This window comes from Streptomyces sp. DSM 116793, from assembly GCF_057320905.1.
In genome coordinates this window covers 2,828,186-2,847,113 of the sequence record NZ_CM170494.1, presented here as the reverse complement: position 1 = coordinate 2,847,113, position 18,928 = coordinate 2,828,186, and the positions used below count along the sequence as shown (strand labels likewise).

Genomic DNA, 18,928 nt, shown 5'->3' with positions numbered 1-18,928 from the left:
TCTGCCGGATGTGGGCGTCTTTCCCTATGGTGTGGTGAGCCGGCTGGCTGTTGTTGGTAGCGGGGGAGGCTGGTGAGCGTGGAGATGGGCGCGGGGCTGGTGGAGCGGATCGCTGAGCGGCGCGCCGGGGTGGGCGATCCGGCTGAGTTGCTGTCCGCGGCGCGCCAGGCGGTGCTGCTGGTGCCGTTGGAGGGTGGCGGGTTGTGGACGGCTCGGCGGGGTGGGGTGCGGTGGGTGTGCGCGTTCACCGATGAGGCGGCGCTGGCCCGCTTTGCACTGCACCACGGTCCGGGTGACGTGCCGTGGGAGTTCGCGGCGCTGCTCGGCGAGCGATTGCTGGACGAGATCGTGCCGGCCATGGGTGAGCCCGCCGGGCTGGCGGTGGACGTGGCCACACCGGACGGGGTGATGGTCTTTCCGCCGATGACCGGCATCGTGCCCGACACCGCCGCCATCGACGCCGGGCGGGGCACGACGCCACTGGGCGGTATGGGTCTGGAGGGGGGCGGCCGTGGGCGGTGGTGACGGGATGGATCTGCACTTCGACAAGGCCGGCGTTCAGAAGATCACGCAAGGCCTGCGGAGTGCCATCGGGGAGTTGGGCGAGATCGGCGACGGTACCGGTTCGCTGATGGGCAAGGGATTCTCCGAGCTGGCGATGACCGGTATGGAGGCCGGGGATCACGATCTCTCGGTCGATTTCGAGGACTTCTGTGAGCGGTGGGACTGGGGAGTGCGCTCGCTGATCCACGACGCGAGTGAGATCGCGAAGCGGTTGGGCCTTGCGGCGGGTACGCAGTGGGAGGAGGACCAGTACGTCGAGGGCTCGCTGAAGGTGATCACGAATTCACTCGCGGGTGGAAGCCCGTATGCCTCGGAGGAGGACATCGAGAAGCAGAGCTGGGGGGACGTGTTCACTCCGGACGCGCTGCATCCCGACTACAGCGCGGAGTCCTGGGACAAGGCCGGGCACGAGATGGCGCAGACGTGGAAGGACACGGGGCGTTCCCTGCTGACCGAGGGTCAGGGCGGACGGATCTCCGACATCGGCAACCGGATCGCCGGTATCGACGACAAGGAGTTCAACCGGGACCTGGACCGTGTCTTCGGCCCCTCGCCGGAAGAGCGGGCCGCCCAGCAGGATCAGCAGCAGGGGCAGGACGGGGGAGAGTGAGCGGTGGGTATCGGAGATTTCATTCCCGATCCGATCGAGCATGCCGTTGAGAAGGGCACCGAGTGGGTCGGGGATCGTGTCGAGGATGTCGGTGACTGGACGGCCGACCGGCTGGACGACCTGGGTTGGGACTCCGGCGCGGACTGGGTGCGTGAGCAGTCGCGTTCGGTGGCGAACCGGATGGGTGCCCAGGTTGACGAGATGGACCTGGGGCAGACCGACGACAAGACGAAGCTGATCTACGGCAGTCCGGGCAAGCTCCGTTCGACCGCCGGGCACCTGCGCACCTTCCAGAAGTCCTTCGACGATGTCGGCGACGGGCTGAAGGGCCTGAACTCCGACCAGCTCAAGGGTGAGGCGGCCGAGGCGTTCCGTAAGAGCGTGCATATCCAGCCCCCGAAGTGGTTCACCGGCGCGGACGCCTTCGACGAGGCCGCGGGGGCGTTGGAGGCGTTCGCGGAGACGGTCTCCTGGGCGCAGGGGCAGGCGCAGGCGGCGATCGACAAGTGGAAGGCCGGTACGAAGGCGTCCGAGGACGCCGCGGATGCGCACAAGAAGAAGGTCGACGCCTACAACAAGGCCGTCGACCGCTACAACGCGCAGCCCGCCGACAAGCGTGACCGGTCCTCGCTGCCGCCGAAGCCCGCGAGCTCGTTCGACGATCCGGGCAAGAAGCTGATGCAGGACGCGCAGGACATCCTGTCGGAGGCCCGCAAACAGCGGAACACGGCCGCTGACACCGCTGGCGCCAAGATCCGCGCGGCCCGTGACAAGGCCCCGCCCAAACCGTCCTACACCGACCAGCTCAAGTCGGGCCTCGACGAAGTACCGTTGATGATCGACCACTTCGAAGGGGGCCTGCTCAAAGGTACCGCCGGGCTGAACAACTTCGTGCGCGGCATCAACCCGCTCGACCCGTACAACATCACCCACCCCGCCGAGTACGTCACCAACCTCGACAGCCTCGCCGCCGGCCTGGTCACCGTCGCCAACGACCCCTGGGGCGCCGGCAAACAGATGGTCACCGACTTCATGAAAGACCCGTCGGAAGGCCTCGGGCGGCTGGTGCCGGACATCGCGCTGACCATCGCCACCGACGGCGCGGGCGCCGGTGTGAAAGCCGCCCGCACCGCCGACGAACTCGCCGACACCGCCGCGGCCGCCCGACGCGCGCGCGGGCTGCATTCCCGTGAGAGCAAGGTGTGCCGGGGCACGGACCCCATTGATCTGGCGACAGGGAGAGTGTTCTTCCCGCAGACGGACGTGACGCTGCCGGGAACGTTGCCGTTGGTGTTCCGGCGACGGTTGGACTCGGGTTACCGGCTGGGACGGTGGTTCGGACCGTCCTGGTCCAGCACCGTCGATCAGCGCCTGGAAGTGGACGACGAGGGGATCGTCTTCGTCCACGAGGACGGACTGCTGCTGGTCTACCCGCACCCTGAGAGCGCGGGCGAACCCGTCCTGCCGAGCCACGGTCCACGCTGGCCGCTCCGGCGTGCCGACGACGGCGCCGGATACGTCATCACCGACCCTGCCAAGGGATCGGCCTGGCACTTCACCGACCAGGACGTGCAAGGCCACGGCGACGACGACGAGGGCAACTACGGTGGCGGCGCCCACGTCTCGGTCCTGGAACAGGTCGACGACCGCAACGGCAACTGGATCTCCTTCACCTACGACCCTGACACCGGTGCGCCCACTGACATCACCCACAGCGGTGGCTACCACCTGAGACTGGAGACGACCGGGCAGGGCCCCACCACCCGCATCACCGCACTGCGCCTGTCGGGCGCCGCCCCCGACGGCGGTGACCAGGAACTTCTCCGCTACGGCTACGACGGGCAGGGCAACCTCACCGAGGTCACCAACTCCTGTGGCCGTCCGATGGTCTTCACCTACGACGAGGGGCGCCGGGTCACATCCTGGACGGACACCAACGCCCGCTCGTACACCTACGAGTACGACGCCCAGGGCCGTTGTATCGCCGAAGGCGGCGAAGCAGGCCATATGGCCCTGCGCCTTGCCTATGAGACGAACCTGGAAACAGGCCTGCACGTCACTACGACCACCACGTCCGACGGACACACACGCCGCTTCTTCATCAACGGCGACTGCCAGGTCATCGCCGAATCAGACACCCTCGGCAACATCACCCACTACCGCTACGACCGCCATCATCGCCTGCTCTCCGAGACCGACCCCCTCGGCCGCACCACCGAGTTCCACTACGACCCGGCGGGCAACCTGACAAGAACGGTACGGCCCGACGGACGGGAGGCACGAGCGGAGTACGAGCCGCCGGAGACGGACCACCGGAAGGCAGCAGGGCAGGTGGGGACTGGGGACGCCGGCTCCGTCACAGCCCCCCGGCACCTGACGCCGGGTGCCCTGCCGGTGCGGGTCACCGGCTTTGACGGCTTGACCTGGCACCAGACCTACGACGCCCGCGGCAACCGCACCACCCTCACCGACCCCACCGGCGCCACCACCGCCTACGCCTACGACGAAGCGGGTCATCTCACGTCCATCACCGATGCCGCAGGCCACCGCACTGACTTCCGTTGCAACCGCGCGGGCCTACCCGTGGAGATACGCGACCCGCTCGGCACGGTGACCCGATACGAACACGATGCCTTCGGGCGTCCGACCACGCTCACCGATCCGCTGGGAGCAGTCACCCGGCTGGATTGGACGGTGGAGGGGTACCCCGCGCGGCGCACCGGGCCGGACGGCGCCGTGGAGTCGTGGACATACGACGGCGAAGGCAACTGCACCAGCCACACCAACCCCGTGGGCGGTACCACCCTCTTCGAGTACACCCACTTCGACCTCCTCACCGCGCGCACCGACCCCAGTGGCGCGCGCTACGACTTCGCCCACGACGCCCGGTTGCTCCTCACCCGCGTCACCAACCCGCAAGGCCTGACGTGGGACTACGAGCACGACTCAGAGGGCCGTCTGACGTCAGAGACCGACTTCGACGGCCGCACCCTTGGCTACACCCACGACGAGGTCGGTCGCCTGGCATCCCGTACCAACGCCATGGGGGAGACCATCACCTTCGAGTACGACGTGCTGGACCGGGTCACCCGCAAGGACGCAGCAGGCAGAGTCACCACCTACACCTACGACTTCACCGACCAACTCGCCCGAGCCACCGGCCCCGACGGCAGTACCTTGACACTCCTGCGCGACCAGTACGGACGCGTGCAATCGGAGACGGTCGACGGGCGCGTCCTCACGTACGGCTACGACGTCCTCGGCCGCTGTACCCGCCGCACCACGCCTTCGGGCGTCGAGTCTCTCTGGGCATACGACGGCGCTGGCCAACCGACGGCCCTGACCACCGCGGGCCGCACGCTCACCTTCGACCGCGATGCCGCGGGCCGCGAGCTCGCCCGCCACGTCATGCGGGGCGGCGCCGGCCCGACGATCACTCTGGCGCACACCTTCGACCCACTCGGCCGGCTCACTTCGCAGTCCCTGCACCATCTGCCGTCCGGGGCCGACGGCGACCGGGTCGTGGCGCACCGCACGTACACCTACCGCGCCGACGGCAGCCTGACCCGAATCGACGACACCCGCACCGGCACGCGGCGCTTCGAACTGGACCGGGCAGGGCGCGTCACAGCGGTACACGCGGCGAACTGGTCAGAGCGGTATGCCTACGACGAGATGGGCAACCAGACCGAGGCGACCTGGCCGGAGAGGCATCCCGGCAGGGAAGCGCGCGGCTCCCGCACCTACACCGGCACCCGTGTGACCCGCGCGGGTGACGTTCATTACACATACGACGCCGCCGGCCGCATCACCTTGCGCCGCAAGGCGCACCTTTCGCGGAAGGCCGACATCTGGCGTTACACCTGGGACGCCGAAAACCGCCTGACGGGTCTGGTGACACCGGACGGCAGCCGCTGGCGCTACACCTACGACCCCCTCGGCCGTCGCACCGCGAAACAACGTCTGGCAGCGGACGGCGAAACTGTCACAGAGCAGACCACGTTCACCTGGGACGGCACAACGCTCTGTGAACAGACAACAACCGGCGATGCCCAATCGCACCCGGTCACCCTGACCTGGGAACACAGTGGCCTCCATCCGCTGACCCAAACGGAACGAATCGTTCCGCGCACGGCCGAGACGGAGCTCGCCGGGGCTTCGGCCTCGGCTTCGTCGGCCCTCTCGTTGCTGACCACGCTGACGCCGGCGACGCCTGAAGAAAAGCAGCCGGCAGACGTCACGCACGATGACGAGATAGCCTCCCGCTTCTTCGCCGTCATCACAGACCTGGTCGGCACACCCACCGAACTCATCGATGACCACGGCACGGTCGCCTGGCGCACACGCACCACCTTGTGGGGCACGACAGCCTGGAACAGATCCGCAACCACGTACACCCCGCTACGCTTCCCAGGTCAGTACTACGACCCCGAGTCGGGGCTCCACTACAACTTCTTCCGCCACTACGACCCTGAAGTCGCCCGGTACATCACCCCTGACCCTCTCGGTCTCGGCCCGGCGCCCAATCCGGTGACGTACATCCACAACCCCCTCCAGTGGACCGACTCGCTCGGCCTCGGATCCGACTACAACCCCGAATTCGACACGCGGCGGGAGGCCTTCAACCATGCCAAGGACATGGCGGGCGTGCCACGCTCGGCCCAACCCACCCGGCAGTGGGAAATCGGCGGGGATCCCGCCCAGACGCACCGACCCAATTACGTTTATCGGCCATACGACCCGAACGCCGACCCGACGAGAGACCCACGGGCCGGTTGGGGCCGCTACTACCAGTACGACACTCCGAACGGCACCAGGGTCATTGCTGAACACACCCATGATCCCAAGGCAAAAAGTCCACACTTCCACGCCGGAAAGCCCCCGGAAGGCGCTCCTTCGGACATCAACATGCAGGGTAAGACCTACAAGCAGATCATGCCGAAGCATCATCTCTACTACCCGAAGAAACCGTGCTGATGGAAAGTAAGTTGCAGCAGAAGCTCAGGTTGCGCCGAGAGAAGACCGCCCTGCAACGCATCGAACGCGGCCTCGGCAACCTGCGCACAGGAGATTCCCTGCAGTCCGACGCGCTGCCCGCGTGGGTCTCAGAGGCCATCAGCCGCTCGTGGGACATCTTCACGGAGCCGACCGAGAAGCTTCGTGACGACACCTCGCCGGAGGAACTGGACGCGTGGATCGAGGAGCTGCTGGCAGAACACGGCGTAACCGAACGCGTCCATGTGGCGAGCCACCTCGGGATCGCTCCCTGGTTGGAGTGCCGTATTCCGCCACACGGATGGATGGCGACGGTGCGCGAAGCAATCGAGGAGCCCTGGAGGTTCCTTTCACGGTCACTGGACAAGATCGTCATCGTGGCCGAGGCCGAGTACTATTTCGAGGCGTATGTGATGGCGGCGGACTCTCATGGCGGCTAACGCAATGAGCTGAGCTGTCGGTGAGCGATGAGACGGCAGCGAGTCCGAGGAACTCTTCGTGGATGAGGGCTCCTAGTCCCCTGCGGATTCGCGGGGGCTGGATATCCTGCACCCAGGTGAAGCTGGCCCGACCCCACTGATCGACGAAATGCCGTGGTTGGCGGAGCAGGACCGGGAGTTGCTCACGCGGGAAACTTTGAGTCCGGATGAGTTCAATAACATGCTAGTTCGGATTCCGGCCGGAGGACGTTGTCCATCATGGTCGAAACCGTTCAGGTGATGGAGCTTTGAGGTGAGCGTGTTCGAGGTTCGTGATGTCCGGGAGATGCTGGCTCTGCAGAAGGGGCTGATGGAGATGATATTTCACTCGGGTGACGTCAGTGCCGAGGTTCGAGGGAGTCCGTTCCTTGCTCAAGCCCACGAAAGGATTGTCGAGTCGATCGTGGCGCATTATGAGGAAGAGGCGAAATCTGGTACGGCTCACCACTGGCGCGAATGGCGTAAATTATCCGGTCGTACATTCGAGATCCCGGCAATCATTGGTTTCCTGGAAGATTTCTGGGGTGATCTGAAATCCGAAGAGCAGCGCTGGAACGCTGCCGCGAATCAAATGAGGCCATTTGAATACACGGATGAAGATGTCCGTGGAGTGATCGCGCGAGTGAATTCTTCCCGATAAGCGGCGCGTTCCCGGGATCTGTCTTCAAAGAGTGCCAGTTGAGTGGTCCATGGTTGGGTGATAGGTCGCCATGAACCCACGGATCAAGAGCGGGCGTCACTGGGCTCCCTGGTACTTGAGCCTGTGCTGGTCGAGACCTCGGCCCTGCAGCTTGAGCTGCGGATTCGTTCGGGTGGATGATCGGATTCGTGGAGTACGTTTGATCTATAAGTTGTGGTGACGGTGGTCGGCTGGCTGGGGCTGCTTTCTCGATCATCGTCGTCCGAGAACGCAGAAATACTTGCGCTGCGCCACGAGGTTGCAGTGCTGCGCCGTTGGGAGCCGCGACCGCGATTCTCCTGGCTGGATCGGGCTGTGCTGGCAACTCTGGCCCGTGTCTTGCCGAGTGCACTGCGGGAGCATCGGCTCGTGACCCGTTGCGTCCTGGCTGGGTGACCGGACAGTTCAAGCAACTCGTCCGCGAGGTCGAGCTGCCGCTGATCCGGCTGCACGACCTGTGTCACGGCGCCGCCAGCCACGCTCTTTCCGCGGGCGTGGACGCCAAAGTGGTTCAGGAGATGCTCGGCCACGACTCCTCCGCCCTCACACGCGATACGTATGCGAGCGTCGTCGACGAGGTCAAACACCACGCCGCGGGCGCCGTCGCCCGCGTCTTCCTCGCAGCCGGACTCCAGCAAGTAGAGCCTTCACCGCGCCGGTTTCTCGGCGTGGGTGCCGCACCTGACGCAGCAGCCCACCGCGCCAGCGGACGAACGTAGCGGTTGGGCTTGGCTCAAGGGTCAGTTCGCGGTCTCCGCTGCTGGCCTGTGCATGCCATCTCTTTGCTTGGGACTGCCAATGTCTTTGTCGAATCTCTGGAACGATCACCGATCGCCGCACATTGCGGTGACATCGTGAGGGAAACAGGGGTGGGTGTGAAGCTTCTGGGGAGGCGTGTACGCGTGGGCGTCGCCTGGGCCGTCGCGCTTTCAGCCGCATTGCAACCCTTGACCTTCACCACAGCGTCGCCAGCGACGGCTGCCTCGCCAGCGGCGACTTCCGCGGAGGATGACTCGGCAGTCGGCTTGTCGCCGGAAGCCGTCGCGTCGCAGAAGGCCGTGCAGTCCGGGGCGCCGGTTGAGGTGACACAGGAGACCAGTCCCACCCAACTCGTCACGGCGAAGCCCGACGGCACGTTCACGGTCGACCTCGCCTTGAGTCCCGTTCGGGTGAGACGTGGAGGGGACTGGGTTCCCGTGGACACCGATCTGACGGTGAAAACGGCTGGGCAGGTCGTACCGAAGTCCGCCGCCGTCGACATGGTCTTCTCCGGCGGGGGCTCAGCCGCCCCGCTGGCGATGGTCACCCAGGATGAGACGACCTACGAGGTCCACTCACCCTGGGTGCTTCCGACGCCAGCGCTCTCCGGCTCGACGGCGACGTACGCCGACGTCGTACCCGGGGTCGACCTGGTGGTGTCGGCTTCCCCCGACGGATTCAGCGAGAACCTCGTCCTGTCGTCCAAGGCAGCGGCTGATTCCGCGGACCTGACGAGTGTCCGTTTCCCGGTGTCGGTGCGTGGGTTGACGGCGCACGACACCGGAGTTGGCGGTGCGGCCTTCCTCAACTCCAGTGGAAGGCCGGTCCTCACCACGGGATCCGCCTTGATGTACGACTCGTCGACGATCACTGGCGCACCGTCGGCCGGGCCTAACCGGTCGGCGGCAGCCGCCGTGTCCGATGGCACTGATCCTGTGGTGAACGGTCCTGCCCCCGGTGCGAGGGTCGAGCCGATGGATGTGTCGGTGACGGATCAGGCTCTGACGGTCACAGTGGACCGGGCCTTCCTGGACGATCCGGGCACGACGTATCCGGTCGTCCTCGATCCCCAGACGACCAGTGCGTCGTTGTCGGGCTGGACCGCGGTGTGGTCGAACTCCACGACGACGTCGTTCTGGAAGACCTCGCACGCGCTGGGGGTCGGATATGACGCGTGGGTGGACAACAAGAAGGTCCGTTCGTTTTATCAGTTCGACACGCATTCGCTGGGTGGCAAGAAGATCCTGTCGGCGACGTTCACCGCATTGGAGACCTGGTCGGCGAATTGCACCGACAAGCCGGTCGAGTTGGGGCGGACGGGTGCCATCTCGTCTTCGACGACCTGGTCCAAGCAGCCGGCCTGGTCGTCGACCGTCGATACGGTCACCACGGCCAAGGGGTACTCGTCTGACTGCCCGGGTGGAAACGTTTCCTTCGACGCCACGAAGGCGGTGGCATACACAGCCGGCGCATCAGCCTCGACGACGACGCTGGGGCTTCGCGCGAGCGATGAATCGGACGAGATCGCGTGGAAGCAGTTTGCGTCGCCGTCGGATCACAAGCCGACGCTGTCGGTGACCTTCGTGTCGAAGCCGAGCACGCCCACGTCGCTCAGGCTCTCCAATCCAAGCCTTGCCTGTGGTGCCAGTTCCAGCAAGGCGGTCAGCATTCATACGCTGACTCCTACGATCTCCGCGGTGCCCCGGTCGTCGGACGGTTCTCAGTCGACGCTGCGTCCCACCTTCGAGGTCTACCGGTACGATCCCGACAATCCTGATCCCAAGGTCGCCTCGGGCAGTCCGTCGGCGTGGACTGCCTCGGGGACCGCCGGCACGTGGCGCACGCCGGCGCTCACCAATGGCCAGACCTATTGGGTACGGGCCAGGACCCAGTACCAGTACTCGTTCAACGGTTCGACTGGTTCGATGTACTCGGGGTGGACCACCACCGGCGCGTGCGCGTTCCGCATCGACACGACAGCCCCTCCGCCGCCCGTGATCAGCTCTTCCGCGTATCTACCGTGCGCCGGTCCGGATGATCCTGACAGTTGCGCTGCCTACGGTGGAGTGGGCTCGCCCGGTACCTTCGGCGTTCAGGCGGGGGCGCCCGACGTCGTCAAGTACACGTACACCCTCAACGACGACAAGACCGTCACCAAGACCTTTTCGGCTCCCACCAGCAGTATCTCCCTCACGCTCGTTCCCGACGTGCGAGGTGTCAACTCGCTGACGGTGCAGACCTGGGACTCGGCCGGCAACACGTCAGGAAGCAGCAGCAGTACGTACTACTTCAAGGTGGCTGCCGGTAGCGGCCCGGTCGACACGTGGTCGTTCGACGAGGGTACGGGACCGACTGCGGCTGATCCGGCTGGAGGGAAGACGGCCACTTTGGCGGGCGGGGCGGCCTGGTCCGGCCACGCGCGTGTGGGCAAGGCGCTGCAAGGCGATGGCATGACGGGATACGCCTCGGCTACCGGCAGCGGTTTGGACACCACCAAATCCTTCAGCGTCTCGGGGTGGGCGAGGCTGACCGACGCGTCCCACAACGCTGTGGTGGTGGCCCAGGCGGGGACGAACGGGTCGGCGTTCGCGCTGTACTACTCCACCGCCTATCAGGCGTGGATCTTCAATCGCTACACCGCGGACTCCGCGACGCCTACGATCGTGCGGTCGGTGTCCACTGCCAGCCCTGTGGTGGGGGTGTGGACTCATCTGATGGGTGTCTACGATGCCCAGGAGCAGACGATCCAGCTCTACGTCAACGGGGTGCAGCAAGGAGATCCGGTCTCCTTCACGACGCCGTGGCAGGCGAGCGGGGCGGTGCAGTTCGCGCGTGGCCAGTACGGCGGGACCTTCAGCGACTACTTTCCCGGGCAGGTGGACGAGGTCTACGCCTGGAACCGCATCCTTTCCGATGAGGAGGTCGCGGATCTGCAGGCGATGACCAAACCGGCAACCGATCAGGCTCAGCCGGCCGAAGTCGCGGACTGGAGCATGGAGGACGGCGCCGGAAGCACCGCTGACGACGTCACTGGGTACGGCCATACGGCAACGCTGGGGACAGGGACCGCCTGGGCGATGGATGACGAGGGCGGCAAGGGAAGCGTTGTTGCCCTGAACGGCGCATCCAACGGAACGATCTCCGCCCAAGGCCCGCTCGTCGACTCCCAGGGTGACTTCACCATCGCTGCCTGGGTGCAGTTGGATCCTGCGGCACTGTCCGACACCAGCGTCTCCCACACGGAACGCCTTGCGGGTCAGTCCGGCACCACGCGTGACAGTTGGGGGTTGTGGTACAGCCAGCCCGCGGGGTCGCCGCAGGGCATGTGGGTATTCGGCCGGACGACGGCCGACGCCAGCACCGCCACGGTCGTCACGGTGCCGACGGGTGTCACGGCGGCGCAGCTTGTGGATCCCGGGGCGTGGACGTTGCTGACGGGCGTTTACGACGGCGCCCACCATCAGCTGTTCCTCTACGTCAACGGCGTGCGCCAGGGAGCGCAGGGTGACGTGGACACGGATGACGACACGGGGGATGGGGTTGTCTTCGACTCGCCCTGGCAGGCGACCGGCACGTTCTCGATCGGGAGTGGCCGCACCGCCGCGGGGGCCTTCGGCGACTGGGCGACCGGGCTGGTGGACGACGTTCGGGTGTGGACCGGTGTGATGTCGGCGACCGACATCGACCAGATGTACACCGCTGAGGTTCCCATCCCCCTGTAGGTCCGGACGGGACGCAGTAGCTCCTGTGCCGGCAGGCGGCGGGCGGTAGGCGCCCAAGCGGCGCGCGCGACAGCTGAACCGAATTATCCGAGTTTCTCAGGTGGAGGGTAGGGCCTGGTGAGAGGCGTGTTGCGAGGGGGGCGGGGCGGTCGCACGCGGCGCAGACGCCCGGTTGTGATGCGGCGTTGGGTCGTCGCTGTCACCTCGGTGGCGTTGGCGGCGGGGGTGCTCGTCGTGCCGGGTGACTGGGCGGGCTGGCAGCACGGCCACCGCACGGTGAGCCTGCCGGGTGCCAAGGACGGCACCGCGGTCCCGTTCGCGGCCAGTATCGCCAAGAAGTCCGATCCTGCTCGCGGTGCCGCGCACAGCACCAGCCGGATGCTCGCAAAGCCGACCGTCTGGCCTGAGAAAGCGACCGCTGTGGTTCCCGTTGCGGCCCACCAGGCCAGTGCGAAGAGCTTCACCGTCGGTCGTCTCGGCGTCAAGCTGTCCGCGTCCGCGGCCTCGGGACCGCGGAAGGTGCGGGTGCGCACCGCCGACCGTACAACGGCGACTACCGCCGGTGTACGTGGTGCGCTGCTGTCCGTCGCGGGCGCCGAGGGTGGCCACGGGACAGGCAAGGCGACGCTGACCGTCGACTACTCCGGTTTCGCCCATGCCTACGGTGGCGATTACGCCTCCCGCCTGTCCCTGGTACGTCTTCCGTCGTGTGCGCTGGCCACTCCAGGGCTGAGCAGGTGCCGGACGCAGACTCCGTTGGCCACGTCCAATGATGTGAAGCACCACACTCTCACCGCGACGATTCGGGTGCCTGCGTCGCCTGGAGAGGCGTCGCAGGCCGCCACGTCCGACCTGATGAGGGCTACTGCCCTCGCGGTGACGGCGGATGCCAAGTCCGGCACCGGCTCGTACCAGGCGACGTCGCTGAGCCCGTCCGCGTCGTGGACGGCGGGCGGCTCCAGCGGTGACTTCACCTGGTCCTACCCGCTGTCCGTGCCACCCTCCGTAGGCGGCCCGGCCCCCAGCCTCGCCATCAGCTACGACGCGCAGAGCGTCGACGGGCGGTTGCCGTCCACCAACAACCAGCCGTCCTGGGTGGGGGAGGGCTTCGACCTCAGCAGTTCCTACATCGAGCGGTCCTACGACTCCTGCGACGACGACGGCCAGGCGGGTAAGCACGACGAGTGCTGGGCCGGCGACAACGCCACTCTCGTGCTGGGCGGCAAGGCGACACCGCTGATCAAGGACAGCAGCAAAGGTGAGTGGCACCCCAAGGACGACGACGGGGAGCGCGTGGTCCGATCGACCGGCACGAGCAACGGAGACGATGACGGCGAGTACTGGACGGTCACCACTCAGGACGGCACCCAGTACGTGTTCGGTAAGAACCGCCTGCCCGGGTGGACGAGCGGCAAGCCGGAGACCGACTCCACCTGGACCGTCCCGGTCTTCGGCGACGACTCCGGCGAACCCGGCTACGACAAGGGGTCCACGTTCGCCGACCGCACGCTGACCCAGGCGTGGCGCTGGAACCTCGACTACGTGGTCGACCCGCACGGCAACGCCATGTCGTACTGGTACACCAAGGAGACCAACTCCTACGCCAAGAACGGCACCACAGGCAACGGCACGGCGTACGACCGTGGCGGATACCTGAGCCGCATCGACTACGGGTTCACCGATTCCACCGTCTTCGGCACCGCACCGGCGCAGGTGTCTTTCCACACAGAACAACGTTGCCTGGTCACCGACACCGAGTCGTGCTCCTCGCTGACCTCGACGACCGCCAAGGACTGGCCCGACGTTCCCTTCGACCAGATCTGCGCGGCCGACACCGTCTGCAAGAACGATCCGTCACCGACGTTCTTCTCCCGCGACCGCCTGACGTCGATCACCACCCGGGTCTGGGACGACGGCTTGTCCACTCCGGACTACCGCGATGTCGACTCCTGGAAGCTGAGCCAGTCGTTCCCCGACCCCGGTGACGGAACCTCGCCCGGACTGTGGCTCGACTCCATAACCCGGACCGGCGAGGACGGCTCTCACGTTTCCATGCCACCGGTGACCTTCGGCGGCATCCAGCTGTTCAACCGGGTCGACACCACGCATGACGACATCGCCGCACTGGTGAAGTGGCGGATACGGACGATCACCACGGAGACCGGCTCGGTTCTGACGGTCAACTACGAGGACCCGCAATGCGTGGCCGGCACCACCATGCCGTCGGCGCCTGACTCGGACACGCTCCGTTGTTTCCCCTCCTACTGGCAGCCGCCGTTCACTGCGGATCCACAACTCGACTGGTTCCACAAGTACGTCGTCAAACAGGTCACCCAGTCGGACCCCTTCGGAGGCGCCCCGCTCCAGGAGACGGACTACACGTACAACGGAACACCCGCGTGGCACTACGACAGCGACAACACCACCACCCCGGCCAAGCGCAAGACGTGGTCCGTGTGGCGGGGGTACGGCAGTGTCACCACCACCACCGGTAATGACCAGTCGACCCGTACCAAGACGGTCGACACGTACTTCCGCGGCATGGACGGGGACAAGCAGTCCGACGGGACCCCCCGCAGCGTAAAGATCACTGACTCCACCGGCACACAGGTGACCGACGCCGACCCGCTCGCCGGGCAGGTGCGTGAGTCGATCACCTACAACGGCAGTGCCGAGGTGTCCGGGGCGATCACCGATGAGTGGGTGCACCAGACGGCGTCCGACGGATCACGCTCAGCCCACTTCGTACGGCCGGCTGCCGTCCACAACCGCACCGACCTGTCGTCCGGCGGTGTGCGCACCACAACCTCGTCCACCACTTACGACCCCGACACCGCTGCCCCCACTGAGGTGGACGACAGTGGCGACGACACGGTCACCGGCGACGAACAATGCACCCGCACGACGTACGCCGACAACAGAACCGCCTGGCTGATGGCCTTCCCGATCCGGGTCGAGACCGTCGACGTGGGATGCGGCGGCACCACCTCGCGTCCCGACGACGTGATCTCCGACGTGCGCACGCTGTACGACAACCAGGCCTATGGCACGGCGCCGACCACTGGCGATGAGACCTCCACCCAGCGAGTCACCAGTTACGACGGCGACAGTCCGGCCTACCAGACCGTGTCCACCTCCACGTTCGACGCCCAAGGCCGCGTCCGCTCCGTCAAGGACGCGGAAGGCAACACGACCGCCACCGCCTACACACCGGCCTCCGGCGGACCGCTGACCAGCACGACCACCACGGACGCCAAGGAGTACGCGACCACCACCACCTACGACCCGGCACGTGGTCTGGCCACCTCGGTGGTCGACGCCAACAACAAGCGCACCGACTACGCCTACGACGCTCTCGGCCGTCTCACCGGCCTGTGGCTTGCCAACCGCAGCAAGGCGGCCCAGCAGAGTCCGAACGAGGTCTACAGCTACACCGTCTCCAACCAGGCCGCGTCCGCGGTGCGCACCGGCGTGCTGAAGAACGACGGCACGTCCTACAACTACACCTACGCCCTCTACGACTCCCTGCTGCGGCCACGCCAGACGCAGACACCCGCCCCCGGCGGCGGTCGGGTCATCGCCGAGACCAAGTACGACAGCCGTGGCCTGCCCGTCGAACAGGACGCCGACTACACGGACGGCGACACGCCGTCCGGAACCCTGGCGGACATCACATCCGCCCAGCCGGCGCAGACGATCACCACCTACGACGGGGCGGGACGGCCCACGGCGTCCGACTTCTACGCCGACGGCATCAAGAAGTGGACCACCAGCACGGCCTATGGGGGTGACCGCACCACCGTCACCCCACCGAAGGGCGGCATCGCGACCACCACCCTCACCGACACCCTCGGCCGGACCACCGAGGTGCGGCAGTACGACGACGGCACGCCGTCGGGGCCGTACACCACCATCGACTACACCTACGACGCCAAGAGCCGCCTGCGGAAGGTCGTCGACGACGACGGAAACATCTGGTCGTACGACTACGACCTGATGGGCCGCCAGAGGAGTGCCAGCGACCCGGATGCCGGCACGACCACGACGACCTACGACGACCTGGACCAGGTGGCGACCACCACCGACGGTCGCGGCAAGTCGCTGAGCTACACCTACGACGTGCTGGGCCGGCGGACCGGCATGTACGACGGCACCACACAGGACGCCGACCACCAACTCGCCAAATGGACCTACGACTCGATCGCCAAGGGCCAGCCGACATCCGCCATCCGCTACGTCGGCGGCTCGGGAACGACGGGCAAGGCGTACATCAGCCAGGTCGGCTCCTACGACGCGCTCTACCGCCCGCTGCTGACCCGGGTGACCATCCCCTCCGTCACCGGTGAGGAGGCACTGGCCGGCACCTACACGTCGACGACCGGGTACAACCTCGACGGCACCGTGCAGGTCACTTCCGACCCCGCGGCCGGCGGACTTCCGTCGGAGTCGCTGACGTACGGCTACAACGAGATCGGTATGCCCACGACGCTCAAGGGTGCTACGGGCTACGTCCAGGACACGAGGTACACCAAACCGGGCGACGTCGCACAGATCACTTTGGGAGTCTCCTCCTCCGACAGTGCCAAGTGGCTTCAGATCAGCAACACCTATGAGGACGGAACGCGCCGTCTGCACCGTCAACTTGTCACCGGCGACGCCAGCACCACCGCGGTCCAGGACACCTACTACACCTACGACGACGCGGGCAACCCCACACAGGTGGCCGCCCACGCGGACGGCACCGATGACGTGCAGTGCTACCGCTACGACGGGCACGATCGCCTGACCCAGGCCTGGACGGCCACGGACGGTTGCGCGGCGGACCCTTCGACCGCGGTGCTCGGTGGGCCGGCGCCGTACTGGCAGAGCTACGGCTACGACGCGTTGGGCAACCGCAAGTCGCTGACCGACCACGGCACCACCGTCGGCGCCGGTGACACCACGACCACCTACGACTACCCAACCGGCGACGAGTCCCAGCCACACACCCTGACAGGGTCGACGACCACCGAACCCGACGGCTCGACCCACTCGGACGCCTACACCTACGACGCTTCAGGCAACACGGCCACTCGGACACTGAATGGCCAGCAGCAGAGGCTCGACTGGGACGACGAAGGCCACCTCGCCAAGGTGACCAACGTGGACGGCCCCTCGGTGTCCTACCTCTACGACACCGACGGCAACCGGCTCCTGCAACGGGACGACTCGGGCACCACGCTCTACCTCGGCGACACCGAGGTACACCTGGCCAAGGGCGCTTCCACCGCCACTGCCACGCGCTACTACACCTGGGCCGGTCAGACCATCGCGGTCCGCACCAGCAGCGGGACATTGCAGTGGCAGGTCACCGACGACCACGACACCGCCGAGACCTCGATCGACGCCACCACCCAGGCGGTGACACGTCGACGGATGGACCCGTTCGGCAACCCCCGCGGCACCCAGCCGGGCCCGACCGCATGGGCGGGTGACCACGGCTTCGTCGGCGGTGTACAGGACGCCGTCTCCGGACTGACGCACCTCGGCGCACGCGAATACGACTCCACCACCGGTCGATTCGTCTCCCTCGACCCCATCCTCGAACTCACCGACCCGCAGCAGATCAACGGCTACGCCTACAGCGGGAACAATCCCGTCACCTCCAGTGACCCGTCGGGTCTGTTTCAGCTGACGCCGGCCACCGGTTATGAGGGCCCTGTGGGCCCCAGCGGGGGCGGTGGCGGCGGTGGTGGCGGTGGTGGCCGTGGTGGTGGCGGTGGTGGCTCCTCCCACGGCAGTGGCGGTGGTGGGGGTGGTGGCGGCTGCCCCTGGTACTCGGCCAGCTGTCACATCAGCAGCGTCCACCACTGGGTGTCACACCAAGTGGCGCGTCACCCGGTCATCGCCGCTGTGGTGGCCACGTCCGTGGTGGTGGGCGCGATCGCCTGCGTGGCAGCCACCGCAGGCGGGTGTGCCGCCGTACTCGTCGCAGGCGCGGAAGGCGCACTGGCGGGCTCCGAAGCAGGCCTTGCGGCAGCGGCTGTCGGAGGCGCGGCCGGGGTCATAGGCGAGTCAGGCGCGGTCATCGCTGCCTCGGTCGGCATCGCCGGCACGGGCGCGGCGGCGGTTGCCGAAGGCGCCCAGGTGGCTGCCAAGTCGGACGCGGCCAAGGGCACCGGAGCCAAGGCCGCACGGGCCGCAGCCGAAGACACGGCCTCCTCCGGCGTGGCCAGGGGCAGTGCCCGTAGCCACAAGGCCGCGCCCAAGAGCGGCCCGAGCGGCTGCAACCACAGCTTCCTTCCGGACACGAAGGTGCTGATGGCCGACGGCCACACTGAGCCGATCAAGGACATCAAACCCAACCAGAAGGTCCTGGCGACCGACCCCGTCACCGGCAAGAGCACCGCCCGCTCGGTCAAGAAACTCATCACGACCAGGGACGACAAGGACTTCGCCACTCTCACCATCCAGAGCCACGGCAAGAAACCCGCCACGATCGTGGCGACGGTCACCCACCCCTTCTGGGTCAGCTCAAGTCGTAGCTGGATCGACGCCGGCCACCTCAAACCCACCATGCGCCTGCGCACCGCGTCAGGCGCCACCACCACAATCACCTCCGTCAAGATCTGGCACCACCACCACCTCACCCACGACCTCACTGTCAGCACCACACACACGTACTATGTACTGGCGGGGGCCACGCCGGTCCTGGTTCACAACTGCGGTGGCGAGCCCAGCGATGAATTGCTTGACCTTGCCGATGCGCATATCGGCCGGACTAACGTGGCGGCCGAGGTGGTTGCAACCGATGGCACCCGTGGGTTCGGTGTCAGTCGCGCGAGAAGTCTTGATGAGTTGACGCCAGCGGTTCGGGCGGCAGTCCAAGCAACTGAGCATCATGGAGGGTGTGCCGAGATCGGCGGTCTCTGTGAACTTGAAAGCCGGGGTGCTCCGATTGAGGGCGCTCGCGGAAAGGCGGTCCATGTCATGGGTGGAAGTCAGGGCCACTCTGCCGACTTGCATGGCGACGAGTTGCCGTTCTGTGCCGCATGTAAGAACCTGTTCCGATATCTGGGAGGGGGTCCGCTCAATGAGTAGAAAACTCTCCAGTCGCGCATCCAGATTCTTGGATTCGTGC

Annotated in this window: 8 protein-coding genes; all 8 read left to right on the top strand. The window is 66.5% G+C overall.

All coding sequences use genetic code 11. From position 1 onward, the window contains the following. The first annotated feature begins 84 nt into the window (after window positions 1-84). The 8 genes from ACSMXW_RS11290 to ACSMXW_RS11255 all read left to right on the top strand — a co-directional run bounded on the left by ACSMXW_RS11290 (window position 85) and on the right by ACSMXW_RS11255 (window position 18,888). Window positions 85-525, top strand: a complete 441-nt coding sequence (locus tag ACSMXW_RS11290) for a hypothetical protein (protein ID WP_485807969.1) — start codon at window positions 85-87, stop codon at window positions 523-525. 4 nt (window positions 526-529) lie between these two features. Next, on the top strand, window positions 530-1,174 hold the full coding sequence (locus tag ACSMXW_RS11285) for a hypothetical protein (RefSeq protein WP_485805745.1): 645 nt from the start codon (window positions 530-532) through the stop codon (window positions 1,172-1,174). A 3-nt stretch (window positions 1,175-1,177) separates the two neighbouring features. Continuing rightward, window positions 1,178-6,151 carry a putative T7SS-secreted protein gene (locus tag ACSMXW_RS11280; protein WP_485805743.1) on the top strand — a complete coding sequence of 1,658 codons (4,974 nt, stop codon included), beginning with the start codon at window positions 1,178-1,180 and terminating at the stop codon, window positions 6,149-6,151. Then, window positions 6,151-6,609, top strand: a complete 459-nt coding sequence (locus ACSMXW_RS11275) for a hypothetical protein (RefSeq protein ID WP_485805741.1) — start codon at window positions 6,151-6,153, stop codon at window positions 6,607-6,609. The genes ACSMXW_RS11280 and ACSMXW_RS11275 overlap by 1 nt, the downstream gene beginning before the upstream one ends. A 292-nt stretch (window positions 6,610-6,901) precedes the next feature. Continuing rightward, complete coding sequence (locus ACSMXW_RS11270; RefSeq protein WP_485805739.1) at window positions 6,902-7,288, top strand: hypothetical protein; 387 nt, start codon at window positions 6,902-6,904, stop codon at window positions 7,286-7,288. Window positions 7,289-7,719: 431 nt separating this feature from the next. Continuing rightward, window positions 7,720-8,046, top strand: coding sequence for a tyrosine-type recombinase/integrase (locus tag ACSMXW_RS11265; RefSeq protein WP_485805738.1), 327 nt, complete (start codon window positions 7,720-7,722; stop codon window positions 8,044-8,046). A gap of 477 nt (window positions 8,047-8,523) precedes the next feature. Next, the gene (locus ACSMXW_RS11260; protein ID WP_485805736.1) at window positions 8,524-11,808 is read left to right on the top strand and encodes a LamG-like jellyroll fold domain-containing protein; all 3,285 of its coding nucleotides are present in this window, start codon (window positions 8,524-8,526) and stop codon (window positions 11,806-11,808) included. A gap of 177 nt (window positions 11,809-11,985) precedes the next feature. Then, complete coding sequence (locus ACSMXW_RS11255) at window positions 11,986-18,888, top strand: RHS repeat-associated core domain-containing protein (protein WP_485805734.1); 6,903 nt, start codon at window positions 11,986-11,988, stop codon at window positions 18,886-18,888. Window positions 18,889-18,928 lie beyond the last annotated feature (40 nt).

Excerpts from the sequence above, each read along its gene's own strand:
- ACSMXW_RS11290 (WP_485807969.1), top strand. The coding sequence starts at position 85 with ATGGGCGCGGGGCTGGTGGAGCGGATCGCTGAGCGGCGCGCCGGGGTG.
- ACSMXW_RS11285 (WP_485805745.1), top strand. The coding sequence starts at position 530 with ATGGATCTGCACTTCGACAAGGCCGGCGTTCAGAAGATCACGCAAGGC.
- ACSMXW_RS11275 (WP_485805741.1), top strand. The coding sequence starts at position 6,151 with ATGGAAAGTAAGTTGCAGCAGAAGCTCAGGTTGCGCCGAGAGAAGACC.
- ACSMXW_RS11255 (WP_485805734.1), top strand. The coding sequence starts at position 11,986 with ATGCGGCGTTGGGTCGTCGCTGTCACCTCGGTGGCGTTGGCGGCGGGG.